This window comes from Caballeronia grimmiae, from assembly GCF_000698555.1.
GTDB classification, from domain to species: domain Bacteria; phylum Pseudomonadota; class Gammaproteobacteria; order Burkholderiales; family Burkholderiaceae; genus Caballeronia; species Caballeronia grimmiae.
Genome location: NZ_JFHE01000014.1, coordinates 130,275 through 141,179 on the forward strand (window position 1 = coordinate 130,275; position 10,905 = coordinate 141,179).

Below are 10,905 nucleotides of genomic sequence, written 5' to 3' on the forward strand. Positions count from 1 at the left end.
GTGCTCCTTTGCAGCGAATACTTCCTAGGCCGCAGCCGCGACGCCCGGCTTTGCCGCGCGGTCGAGCCGCAAGCCGAGAATGACGAGATCGCGCTCGACGCCATCGAGCATCGCGACGCGCGGCAGCGTGCCCCACGCCGTGAAGCCGAAATTGGCGAAAAGCCGCATGCTCGGCTCGTTGTGCCCGAACACGAAGCCGAGCACGGTATCGACGCCGAGCGACGGCGCTTTGTCGAGCGCTTCCTGCAGCAGCTTCTTGCCGAGGCCCTTGCCGCGCGCCCGGTCATGCAGATAAATGCTCACTTCGACGGTGCGCGCATAGGCGGGCCGGCCATAGAAGTCGGAAAAACTCAGCCACGCGATGACGTCGCCGCCCTCTTCGACGACCCACAGCGGCCGCGCGTGCGGCCCGTGCGAGTGAAACCAGGCCAGCCGGCTTTCGATGCTGACCGGGTCGAGGTCCGCCGTCACCTGCCGCGAGGCGATCGTCGAATTGTAGATGGCGACGATGGCGGGCAAGTCGTCGAGCGTGGCGTCGCGATACGTGAGGCTCATGGGCGTGCTAATCGGAAGATGCAACGAGTCAGTGAGTAAAGATGCCGCGATAGGCGAGGAACAACTCCTCGAACACGAGCCGCGCGTTCAGCGGATGATTCTCCACCGCGCGCTGGCGCGTGACCGTCTTGATGTAGCGGGCGAGCGCGGCGGGATCGGCGCTCTGCGCGCAGCGGGCGAGCGTTTTGCCCGCGCCGGGGAAATAGCGCGGGCGGCCGGCGGTGCGCTGCGCGAGCAGATCGTAGAGCCAGCGTTGCAGCCAGCCGAGCACCATCGGCACGGGCAGCTTTTGCAGATTTTCGCCGCACGCGAAGGCGTCGCAGTTCGGGCCGGCCGCCAGTTGCGCGAGCGTGAAGTCACGCAGCGCGCGGTGTTCGTCGCTGGCGAGCGCGAGCGCGGCGAGCGGCGCGCCACCGGCTTCGGCGAGCAGCCCGGCGGCATCGTCGACGCCTTGCGACGCGAGCCACGCGCGGGCGTCGCTGGCATTCGGGACGCTCATCGGCCATTGACGGCATCGGCTGATGATGGTCGGCAACAGCCTGTCGATGCGCGCCGACACCAGCAGGAACACGACGCCCGACGGCGGTTCTTCGAGCGTCTTCAGAAGCGCGTTGGCCGCCGCGACGTTGAGCGCCTCGGCCGGATACAGCAGCACCACACGCAAGCCGCCGCGATGCGAGCCGACGCCGCAGAAATCGAGCAGCGCCCTGACCTGCTCGATCTTGATTTCCTTGCTGGGCGCGCGTGTTTTCTTGCTGTCGCCGTCGTCGGCTTTATCGGCGGATGCATCGTCGCCGGCGAGACCCGCGAGGGCTTCGGGCAGCACGGCGCGGTAATCCGGGTGATTGCCCTGCGAGAACCACAGGCACGCCGGGCACGTGCCGCAAGGCTCGCCGTTGGCGGCGGGCGTCTCGCACAAGAGGCCCTGCGCGAGATGCTGCGCGAAATGCAGCTTGCCGATGCCCGCTTCTCCGTGCAGCAAGAGCGCGTGCGGCCAGTGCGCGCGTAGTTGCTGGAGGCGTTGCCAGTCGTCGGTTTGCCAGGAATAGATCATCGTAGAAGCTGGTGAGAAATCAGAGTCCGGCGACCACGTCTTCGAGCCGCTTGCGGATGGTATCGATCGGCTGTGTCGAATCGACGATGACGAACCGCTCCGGCGATTCCGCCGCGCGGCGCAGATATTCGGCGCGCGTGCGCTCGAAGAACGCCTCCGATTCGCTTTCGAACTTGTCGGGCGCGCGGGCAGCCGAGCGCCGTTCGCTCGCGGTGTCGGTGGGCACGTCGAAGAGCACCGTCAGGTCCGGATGAAAACCGCCCTGCACCCAGCGTTCGAGCGCCTCGAGCTTGTCGCGCGGCAGGCCGCGCCCGCCGCCCTGATAGGCGAAAGTCGCATCCGAGAACCGGTCCGACAGCACCCAGTCGCCGCGTGCGAGCGCCGGCTCGATCACTTGCGCCAGGTGCTCGCGACGCGACGCGAACATCAGGAGCGCCTCGGTTTCGAGGTCCATCGGCTGATTCAGCAGAATGCCGCGCAGCGTTTCGCCGAGCGCGGTGCCGCCCGGCTCGCGCGTCATCACGACACGGCGGCCGCTCGCGGCGATCTTGCCATCGAGCTGCTGGCGGAACCAGTCGAGATGCGTGGTCTTGCCCGCGCCGTCGATGCCTTCGAACGTGATGAACCTGCCACGCGCCATCATTGACCCCGGATGTACTTGTCGACGGCCTTGTTGTGGTCGCCCAGATTGTCGGAAAAGAAGCTGCTGCCGTCCCCGCGCGAGACGAAATACAGCGCGCTGCTCGCGGCGGGATTCAGCGTGGCGTTCAGCGCGGCCACGCCCGGCAGCGCAATCGGCGTCGGCGGCAGACCCATGCGCGTGTAGGTATTGTACGGAGTGTCCGTCTGCAGGTCTTTTTTCTTCAGACGACCGCCGTAGTCCGGGCCGAGCCCGTAGATCACGGTCGGGTCCGTCTGCAGCGGCATGCCGATGCGCAGCCGGTTCGCAAATACCGCCGCCACGAGCGGCCGGTCCGCCGCGCGCCCCGTCTCCTTCTCGACGATCGACGCCATGATCAGCGCGTCATACGGCGTCTTGTAAGGCAGATTCGGCGCGCGCGTGTTCCATGCTTCGATCAGGCGCCGCTGCATCGTGCGATAGGCGCGCTTGTAGACGGCGAGATCGCTCGTGCCTTTGTCAAAGAGATAGGTGTCCGGGAAAAAGAGCCCTTCGGCGGAGATCTTGTCGACTTCCGTCGCGCCGATCGCCTTCAGAATGTCGATGTCGCTCATGCCGGCCGTGTCGTGCGTGAGCGCCGGATTGCCGTCCAGCTCGCTGCGCATCTTCTGCAGCGTCCAGCCTTCGATGACGGTCGCGACATATTCGTTCACATCGCCACGGGCGATTTTCTGCAGCACTTCGTAAGGCGTGACGCCGCTCTTGAACGCGTAGTTGCCGGATTTGAGCTGCGCGGACAGGCCGAGCGCGCGCGTCATCAGCACGAAAAGCTCGGGCTCGACGGGCACGCCGCCGCGATTCAGTTGCGCGCTCACGCTGCGCAAGCTGCTGTGAGGCTTGATGGTGACGTCGAGTTCGGCGGGCGAAAGCGTCATCGGCCGGTTGGCCCAGTAATACACGCCGCCTGCGACGGCTGCTGCGAGCATGACGACGAACACCGCCGCCACGATGCATTTCTTCAGGAAAGTCATGCGAAACACGCTTGGGATAAGACCAATATAATAACTTGCCCGCCTGCGCGAAGGCCGCTGACCGGTTTGGTTCGCCATTCACGGACTCCCGGCCGCACCGCTGGCATCGACTCTTCCCGACACATGAATCTCCAGACTCCTTCCCTCGCCGCTGCCGATTTCGAAGCCGTCCGGACTGCCGGCGTGTTTATTCCGCTCACGCAGTTCGGCGTGATCGATGTCAAAGGCGAAGACGCCGCCGCCTTCCTGCACACCCAGCTCACGAACGACGTGCAGCATCTCGACGCATCCACCGCCCGGCTCGCGGGCTATTGTTCCGCGAAGGGCCGGCTGCTCGGCTCGTTCCTGATGTGGCGCACGTCCGACGCGGTTCGCCTGCTGATTTCGAGCGACATCCAGGCGCCCGTGCAAAAGCGCCTGTCGATGTTCGTGCTGCGCGCGAAGGCGAAGCTTTCGGACGCGACGGCCGAAGTCGCCGCCGTCGGCTTTGCGGGCGATGTCCGCGCGGCGCTCTCCGGCATCTTCGACGCGCTGCCCGACGGCATCCACGTGAAAGTGGAAGGCCCGCATGGCGCGCTGATCCGCGTGCCGGATGCGGAGAATCGTCCGCGCTTTCTGTGGATCGGCCCGAAAGCGGATGTCGAAGCGAGGCTCGCGAGCCTCGGCGACAAACTGCACCGCGCGCCCGCCGCGCTGTGGGACTGGCTGGATATTCACGCGGGCGAACCGCGCATCACGCAGGCGACGGTCGAGCAATTCGTCCCGCAGATGGTCAATTTCGACGTGCTCGGCGGGGTCAATTTCAAGAAAGGCTGTTATCCGGGGCAGGAAGTGGTCGCGCGCAGCCAGTATCGCGGCACGATCAAGCGGCGCACTGCCCTCGCGCGCGCCGAAACCGCGACGCCCGGTGCGGAGCTTTTTCATTCCGCCGATCCGGGGCAGCCGTGCGGGCTCGTCGTGAACGTGGCGCCGTCGGAAACGGGCGGCGTCGATTGCCTGGTCGAGATCAAGCTGGCGGCGCTCGATGACGGCGCGGTGCATGTCGGTTCCGCCGATGGTCCCGCGCTCGAATTCCTGCCGCTGCCGTACGCGTTTCCGTCGGACGTGTAAGCGCATGTGCCTCATCGTTTTCGATTGGCAGCCGGACGCAACGGCTGGCGCGCAGCCGCACGGCGAGCGTGCGTTGCTGACGCTGGCCGCCAATCGCGATGAATTCTTTCGCCGCGACGCGGAGCCGATGCACTGGTGGACCGACGCCCCCGGCGTGCTCGCAGGGCGCGATCTGACGGGCGGCGGCACGTGGCTAGGCGTGAGCCGCGATGGCCGGTTCGCCGCGCTGACGAACTTTCGCTCGCCCGCCGAAATGCGCGCCGATGCGCCCACGCGCGGCACGCTGGTGAGCGCGTTCTTGTCGGGCGAACGCATCGCCCCGATGGATTATCTGGAGCGCGTCGCGGAACGCGGGCATCGCTATAACGGGTTCAACTTGCTTTGCGGCGATTTCACGCGGCGCGAGCTCGGCTGGTACGGCAACCGCGCCGACGCGCCGCCCGCGTTGCTCGAGGCGGGCGTGCATGGCTTGTCGAACAGCTTGCTGAATACACCGTGGCCGAAGCTCGTCGCGCAACGCGATGCGCTGGCCGACCTGATCCACGCCGATGAACATCCGGAACTCGACGTGCTGATCGAAACGCTACGGGATCCGCGCATCGCCGACGATGCGCTGCTGCCGTCGACGGGCTTGTCGATCGAGCGAGAGCGCGTGCTGTCGGCGGCGTTCATCGAGACGCCCGAGTACGGCACGCGCAGCACCACGGCGCTGCGCGTCACGCCGAACGAGCGCGGCATGTCGATTCAGATCAAGGAGCGCAGCGACGACGATGGCTCGCATCGCATCGTGAGGCCGGGCAGCTTCGAGCGGGCGTTCGACTTCGATATCGCTTCGTGACTGCCGCGTGCTTAGGGCTTGCGTCGAAGCATTCGGACGGTGGCGAACAGGAGCAACACGGTGAGCGCATCGACGAGGGCGAGAAGCGGCAACGGATCGACCCATTTGTCCATATTGACGGTGCGCGAGTAGTACGGCGCACCGCTGCCGTACGCTTCGATCAGGTTGGCTGCGTTGAAGACAACGACGAATGCGAGAAGTAGAAGCGCAGATGCATAGAAGTAGATGCGGGCGGCGGGTCGGCGCGGCATGTCAGTACTTGACCATCAGTGGAATGTAGCAGTCCGGCGACAAACCAAGTGCGCTGTTTAACTCGCGAACGAAGTCTTCCATCCCGGAATGAGAGTTGACGCATCAAGCAAGGTCGTGCACTGATCATATCAGTTAGACATACAAAACAAATCGCACGGCCTAACTTTCGGAATTTCGTCAAACGATCAACCGCCTCCCTCACCCCAACGCCTCCCTCAACGCCGCCACCGCATCCGCATGTGCGCGCGCCACTTCGGGCACGAATCCGCCCATCTTGAAGAACTCGTGGATCATGCCTTCATAGCGCGCCAGTGTGACTCGCACGCCGGCCGCTTCGAGCTTCGCCGCATACGCGATGTCCTCGTCGTAGAGCGGATCGTGATCCGCCGCCGCGATCCACGCCGGCGCGACGCCTGCAAAGTCCGGCTGACCGCCCGCCGCATCGAGGGGCGCGAAACGCCAGTCGTCACGGTCGCGATCGTCACGCAGATATTGCGCGAAGAACCATTGGATCGTTTCGCCCGACAGCAAGTAGCCTTCGGCGAGCCGCGCATGCGATGCACTGTCCTGCCGCGCGCTCGTACCGGGATAAATCAGCAGTTGCAGCCGCAACGGGATGCCCGCATCGCGTGCGAGCACCGCGCAGACCGTGGCGAGCGTGCCGCCCGCGCTGTCGCCGCCGATCGCGAGCCGCGCTGCATCGATGCCCAACAGCGGCGCTTCCTGCACGAGCCATTGAAGCGCATCGAACGCATCGTTCACGGCTATTGGAAAGCGATGCTCGGGCGCGAGCCGGTAATCGACCGATACCACCGCGCAGCCCGCATCGTGCGCGAGCTTGCGGCAGAGCGCGTCATGCGTCGCGATGCTGCCGACCGTGAAGCCGCCGCCATGCAGATACAACAGCGCCGCCGCCGGCTCCGCCCAGCTCGGCGCGACCGGATGATAGACGCGCACGCCGATCTCAGCGCCGTCGCGTGTGCCGATACGCACGTCTTCGACGCTGTGCATCGGCAGCGGCGCGATGTCGAGAATCTGCGCGCTCATCGCGTAGGCGGCGCGCGCTTCGGCTGGCGTCAGCGTGTGATACGGCGGACGGTTCGCGCGCGCGACCATCTCGAGAATCTGCGCGATCTTGGGGTTTAGCGGCATCGGCGAAAGAAGCGTTCAAAGGGCACGATGATGCCACGAAGCCGTTAATCCGATCGCTTCACTTCTTGTCTGAGCGACATCGGATCGGTCGGGCTGCGCAACTGCGCGATATCGTCGAGCCGAAGTTGAATCGACGGCATGATGTTCGGATGCGTGATGACGTAAAAGCGCCCTTCCCGCACGGCGTCGAAGGTGAGCGCGGCGACATCTCGCGCCGATAGCCGCCCGCCTTCCACCGCCCGCGTCAGTTGCCGCGCCGCCATCTTTTGCGATGCGGTCAGCGGCGCATCGTTGGCGAGCGCATCGGGACGCGTGCGTTCGGCATCGGCGATGCCCGTCGGCACGAACGCCGGGCACAGCAGCGACACGCCGACCGGCGCACGTGCGAGCCGCAGGTCGTGATACAGCGTCTCCGTCAGCCCGACGACCGCGTGCTTCGATGCGTTGTAGACGCCCATCGCGGGCGCCGCGAGCAAGCCGGCCACGGACGCCGTATTGACGATATGCGCGGGCTCGCCCTGCTTCAGCATGATCGGCGTGAAAGCGCGCAGGCCGTTCGCGACGCCCATCACGTTCACGCCGAACACCCATTGCCAGTCCTTCGGGCTGTTCTCCCAGACGAAGCCGCCCGCGCCGACGCCCGCGTTGTTGAAAAGCAGATGCACGCCGCCGTAGGCATCGAGCGTGGCGCGGGCGAGCGCATCGACCTGGTCCGCATCCGACACGTCCGTGCGCACGCCCTGCGCCTGCCCGCCTTGCGCGCGGACGGCATCGACGGTTGCGGCGAGCGCGGCGTCGTCGATATCGGCGAGCACGAGCTTCATGCCGAGCGACGCGCCCATGAGCGCAAACTCACGGCCGAAGCCGCTTCCCGCGCCGGTGATGACGGCGACCTTGTCTTCGAAGCGATCCAATGGTTCTCCTGATCTGTGGCGTTATTCGTGATGACGAAGCAACGGCGACTGTGTGAACTCGAATCAGGCGCGGCCCGGAGCAGCGGCCCGCCGCACGTCTAATCACGCGTCGCTCGGTCCGGGCGTCGCCTGCGGATCGGAGCGCAGCTTCTGTTTCACGACGTCGCGCCCGACGGCGAGCCGCTTCATGTACTTGAACGTGCCGAGCGCCTTCGCGACGAAGTGCCCTTCGCTATCGCGGACTTCGCCTTCGCAATAAGCCATCGTCGTCGAGCGATGCAGCACGCGGCCATAACCGCGCAACTCGCCGCGTCCCGGCTGCATGAAGTTCACCTTCATTTCGACGGTGACGACGCCGATGCCGTCACCTGCTACGCTGCGCGCCGCGATCGCGAGCGCCGCATCGAGCAGGGTCATGGTCACGCCGCCATGCGCGATGCCCCATGTGTTGAGATGCGCGTCGCCGAGCGGCAGACGCACTTCGCTCTCGCCATCGATGGCCTTCACGAGCTCGACGCCGAGCAAGTCGATGAACGGGCTTTCGAGCGCCGGGCCGTGGCTTGTCTGAGTATCGGTCATTGCGGTCACACTTCGTAGTCGACGCACTGGCGCGCTTCGCGAATCGCCGCCACGAAGTCCTTCAACGCCAGATGGCGCGGATGATTCTGGTAGGCGTCGAGCGATGCTTTGTCGTCGAAATCCGAGACGAGCACGACGTCGTAGGTGCAATCGAAACCCGGTTGCGCGGTGCCGACTTCGAAGTGCCCTTGCCCCTTCACGATGCTGCGGCAGGTTTCGAGCTTCGCCTTCAGCTTCTGCGCGTTTTCAGCGCGGTCCGCGCCCTCGGCGAAGTCCTTCAGTTTCCACATGACGATGTGACGCAGCACGGCGGCTCCTGTTGTCTGACGAAGCTGCAAGCGTAGCAAATCCTCGTTGTCCGCGGCGGCTCACGCCGCGTTCACCTGCGCCGCTTGCACGCGTGTGACGCCCGCGGCCCGCATGTCGCTCCAGGCCTTGTCGAGCGAGCCGTTCAGGTCGATCGCGCGGCAGGCGTCTTCGATCACGTGCGCTTCGAAACCGGCGGCGCGCGCATCGAGCGCGGACCACGCGACGCAATAGTCGGTGGCGAGTCCCGCGAGCCAGACGCGCTTTGCGCCGACGTCGCGCAAGTAGCCCGCGAGGCCGGTGGATGTCGTGCGGTCGGCTTCGAGGAATGCCGAATAGCTGTCCACCTTCTCGTGATGACCCTTGCGAACGATTAGCCGCGCGTGCGGCGCATCGAGGTCGCGATGCAGCGCCGCGCCGTCCGTGCCTTGCACGCAATGCGTTGGCCAGAGCACCTGTTCGCCATAGGGCAACGCGATCGTCTCGAACGGCGCGCGGCCTGCATGATTCGCCGCGAACGAAACATGCGACGCCGGATGCCAGTCCTGCGTCAGCACCACGTGCGAGAACGCTCGCGCCAGCCGGTTGACGACCGGCACCACTTCGTCGCCACGCGCGACAGCCAGCGCGCCGCCCGGCATGAAGTCGTATTGCACGTCGACCACGAGAAGCACATCTTCCACGGATTTCATATCGCTTGCATCAGGCGTTGAAGCGGCCGTTCGAGGCCGCGAGTCGGGTGAGGAGCGCGGCGGGTTGCCACGCATCGCCGTTGGGCTGTCCGGCGTATTGGCGCACTGCGCGCTCGACGTTCTGGAGACCGGTGGCGTCGGCATGGAACATCGGGCCGCCGCGCCATAGCGGGAAACCGTAGCCGGTGAGATAAACGATGTCGATATCCGATGCCTTGCTCGCGATGCCCTCGTCGAGAATCTTCGCGCCTTCGTTGACGAGCGCATACACGAGCCGTTCGACGATCTCTTCGTCGCCGATGCTGCGCCGTTCGATGCCCCGCTCTTTCGAATACGCGGCGATCATGTCGTCGACCATGCGCGATGGCTTCGCTTCGCGCGAGCCGTCCGCATAGTCGTACCAGCCCGCGCCGGTTTTCTGGCCGAAGCGGCCCGCTTCGCAAAGCCGGTCCGCGATCTGCGAATAACGCATCTGCGGCTGTTCGCGGTAGCGGCGCTTGCGGATGGCCCAGCCGATGTCGTTACCCGCAAGATCGCTCATGCGAAACGGCCCCATCGCGAAGCCGAACTGCTCGATCGCGCGATCGATCTGCGCGGGCAGCGCGCCTTCTTCCAGCATGAACAGCGCCTGACGCAGGTATTGCTCGATCATCCGGTTGCCGATGAAGCCATCGCACACGCCCGCGACGACTGCCGTCTTGCGGATCTTTTTCGCGAGCTGCATCACGCTCGCGAGCACGTCTTTCTCCGTCTTCGCGCCGCGCACCACTTCGAGCAGCTTCATCACGTTGGCCGGGCTGAAGAAGTGCATGCCGACGACATCGCCCGGGCGCTTCGTGAACGCGGCGATGCGGTCGAGATCGAGCGTCGACGTGTTCGATGCCAGGATCGCGCCGGGCTTGGCGATGTCATCGAGCTGACGGAACACACGCTCTTTCACGTCGATGTCTTCGAACACCGCTTCGACGATGAGATCGGTTTCGGCCAGATCGCCGTAAGCGAGCGTCGGCGTGATGAGCCGCATTCGCGCTTCGACCTGTTCGTGCGTTAGCTTGCCTTTCTTCGCTTGCGCTTCGAAGTTGCGGCGAATCGTGGCGATGCCGCGATCGAGCGCGTCGGGCGTCGTGTCGAGGAGCAGGACCGGCAGGTCCGCATTGACGAAGTTCATCGCGATGCCACCGCCCATCGTTCCCGCGCCGATCACGCCGATGCGCTCGATTTTCCGCGCGGGCGTATTCGATGGCACATCGGCGATCTTGCCCGCCGCGCGTTCCGCGAAGAATGCGTGCCGCAAGGCGCGGCTCTCGGGCGTCTGCACGAGCGCGAGAAAGCACTCGCGCTCGAACGCGAGGCCGCGCTCGAAACCTTCGTTCACGCCGCGTTCGATGGCGTCGATGCACTTGTGCGGCGCGGGGAAATGCGTCGCGGTCTGCGCGATCTTCTCGCGAGCGGACCGGATGATGCGCTCGGCATCCGTATGCGCGATATCACGGTCGCGCACTTTCGGATGCGGCCCGCTCGTCTGTGCGATGCGCGCGGCGAAGCGCACGGCGGCATCGAGCAGATCGCCTTCGGCCATTTCGTCGAAGAGCGCGGTGTGCGCGAGCTTCTCCGATTTGACCGGCGCGCCCGTTACGATCATGTCGAGCGCGGTTTCGAGACCGACCGCACGCGGCAGACGTTGCGTGCCGCCCGCGCCGGGCAACAGGCCGAGCTTCACTTCGGGCAGCGCGATCTGCGCGCCGGGCGCGGCCACGCGGTAGTGCGCGCCGAGCGCGAGTTCGAGGCCGCCGCCCATCGCGA

General features: G+C 65.7%; 13 protein-coding genes. 2 read left to right on the top strand and 11 right to left on the bottom strand.

Annotated features, from left to right (window positions below; translation table 11 throughout):
- Positions 1-24: 24 nt before the first annotated feature.
- The 4 genes from BG57_RS16610 to mltG are packed head-to-tail and all read right to left on the bottom strand — an operon-like array spanning position 25 to position 3,259.
- Positions 25-555, bottom strand: coding sequence for a GNAT family N-acetyltransferase (locus tag BG57_RS16610; RefSeq protein ID WP_035966311.1), 531 nt, complete (start codon positions 553-555; stop codon positions 25-27).
- Between the two features lie 28 nt (positions 556-583).
- Positions 584-1,609, bottom strand: coding sequence for a DNA polymerase III subunit delta' (locus tag BG57_RS16615; protein WP_035966261.1), 1,026 nt, complete (start codon positions 1,607-1,609; stop codon positions 584-586).
- 19 nt (positions 1,610-1,628) lie between these two features.
- A complete protein-coding gene (tmk, locus tag BG57_RS16620; protein ID WP_035966262.1) occupies positions 1,629-2,249 on the bottom strand; it encodes a dTMP kinase in 621 nt (206 codons plus the stop codon).
- The gene (mltG, locus tag BG57_RS16625; RefSeq protein WP_035966264.1) at positions 2,249-3,259 is read right to left on the bottom strand and encodes an endolytic transglycosylase MltG; all 1,011 of its coding nucleotides are present in this window, start codon (positions 3,257-3,259) and stop codon (positions 2,249-2,251) included. The genes tmk and mltG overlap by 1 nt, the downstream gene beginning before the upstream one ends.
- Before the next feature lie 123 nt (positions 3,260-3,382).
- Between mltG and ygfZ the strand changes: the two genes are divergently transcribed.
- Together ygfZ and BG57_RS16635 are read left to right on the top strand one after the other, a co-directional pair.
- A complete protein-coding gene (ygfZ, locus tag BG57_RS16630; RefSeq protein ID WP_035966265.1) occupies positions 3,383-4,369 on the top strand; it encodes a CAF17-like 4Fe-4S cluster assembly/insertion protein YgfZ in 987 nt (328 codons plus the stop codon).
- A gap of 4 nt (positions 4,370-4,373) precedes the next feature.
- Positions 4,374-5,207, top strand: coding sequence for an NRDE family protein (locus BG57_RS16635; protein WP_035966266.1), 834 nt, complete (start codon positions 4,374-4,376; stop codon positions 5,205-5,207).
- 11 nt (positions 5,208-5,218) lie between these two features.
- Here BG57_RS16635 and BG57_RS16640 read toward each other — a convergent pair whose 3' ends face one another.
- The 7 genes from BG57_RS16640 to BG57_RS16670 all read right to left on the bottom strand — a co-directional run bounded on the left by BG57_RS16640 (position 5,219) and on the right by BG57_RS16670 (position 10,900).
- Positions 5,219-5,458: a hypothetical protein gene (locus BG57_RS16640; protein WP_035966267.1), complete on the bottom strand. Its 240-nt coding sequence runs from the start codon at positions 5,456-5,458 to the stop codon at positions 5,219-5,221.
- 199 nt (positions 5,459-5,657) lie between these two features.
- The gene (locus tag BG57_RS16645) at positions 5,658-6,611 is read right to left on the bottom strand and encodes an alpha/beta hydrolase (RefSeq protein ID WP_035966268.1); all 954 of its coding nucleotides are present in this window, start codon (positions 6,609-6,611) and stop codon (positions 5,658-5,660) included.
- Positions 6,612-6,655: 44 nt separating this feature from the next.
- The gene (locus BG57_RS16650) at positions 6,656-7,525 is read right to left on the bottom strand and encodes an SDR family oxidoreductase (RefSeq protein WP_035966269.1); all 870 of its coding nucleotides are present in this window, start codon (positions 7,523-7,525) and stop codon (positions 6,656-6,658) included.
- Between the two features lie 102 nt (positions 7,526-7,627).
- Positions 7,628-8,104, bottom strand: coding sequence for a PaaI family thioesterase (locus BG57_RS16655; protein WP_035966313.1), 477 nt, complete (start codon positions 8,102-8,104; stop codon positions 7,628-7,630).
- Between the two features lie 5 nt (positions 8,105-8,109).
- Positions 8,110-8,412: a Dabb family protein gene (locus tag BG57_RS16660; protein WP_035966270.1), complete on the bottom strand. Its 303-nt coding sequence runs from the start codon at positions 8,410-8,412 to the stop codon at positions 8,110-8,112.
- A gap of 60 nt (positions 8,413-8,472) precedes the next feature.
- Positions 8,473-9,102: a bifunctional nicotinamidase/pyrazinamidase gene (pncA, locus tag BG57_RS16665; RefSeq protein WP_035966271.1), complete on the bottom strand. Its 630-nt coding sequence runs from the start codon at positions 9,100-9,102 to the stop codon at positions 8,473-8,475.
- Positions 9,103-9,112: 10 nt separating this feature from the next.
- Complete coding sequence (locus tag BG57_RS16670) at positions 9,113-10,900, bottom strand: 3-hydroxyacyl-CoA dehydrogenase NAD-binding domain-containing protein (protein WP_241482163.1); 1,788 nt, start codon at positions 10,898-10,900, stop codon at positions 9,113-9,115.
- Between the last annotated feature and the right edge of the window lie 5 nt (positions 10,901-10,905).

What these genes read in the sequence shown, in the direction of transcription:
- BG57_RS16640 (WP_035966267.1), bottom strand. Translation starts at nt 5,458, where the DNA reads ATGCCGCGCCGACCCGCCGCCCGCATCTACTTCTATGCATCTGCGCTT.
- BG57_RS16610 (WP_035966311.1), bottom strand. Translation starts at nt 555, where the DNA reads ATGAGCCTCACGTATCGCGACGCCACGCTCGACGACTTGCCCGCCATC.
- BG57_RS16615 (WP_035966261.1), bottom strand. Translation starts at nt 1,609, where the DNA reads ATGATCTATTCCTGGCAAACCGACGACTGGCAACGCCTCCAGCAACTA.
- tmk (WP_035966262.1), bottom strand. Translation starts at nt 2,249, where the DNA reads ATGGCGCGTGGCAGGTTCATCACGTTCGAAGGCATCGACGGCGCGGGC.
- pncA (WP_035966271.1), bottom strand. Translation starts at nt 9,102, where the DNA reads ATGAAATCCGTGGAAGATGTGCTTCTCGTGGTCGACGTGCAATACGAC.
- BG57_RS16670 (WP_241482163.1), bottom strand. Translation starts at nt 10,900, where the DNA reads ATGGGCGGCGGCCTCGAACTCGCGCTCGGCGCGCACTACCGCGTGGCC.
- BG57_RS16655 (WP_035966313.1), bottom strand. Translation starts at nt 8,104, where the DNA reads ATGACCGATACTCAGACAAGCCACGGCCCGGCGCTCGAAAGCCCGTTC.
- mltG (WP_035966264.1), bottom strand. Translation starts at nt 3,259, where the DNA reads ATGACTTTCCTGAAGAAATGCATCGTGGCGGCGGTGTTCGTCGTCATG.
- BG57_RS16645 (WP_035966268.1), bottom strand. Translation starts at nt 6,611, where the DNA reads ATGCCGCTAAACCCCAAGATCGCGCAGATTCTCGAGATGGTCGCGCGC.
- ygfZ (WP_035966265.1), top strand. Translation starts at nt 3,383, where the DNA reads ATGAATCTCCAGACTCCTTCCCTCGCCGCTGCCGATTTCGAAGCCGTC.
- BG57_RS16635 (WP_035966266.1), top strand. Translation starts at nt 4,374, where the DNA reads ATGTGCCTCATCGTTTTCGATTGGCAGCCGGACGCAACGGCTGGCGCG.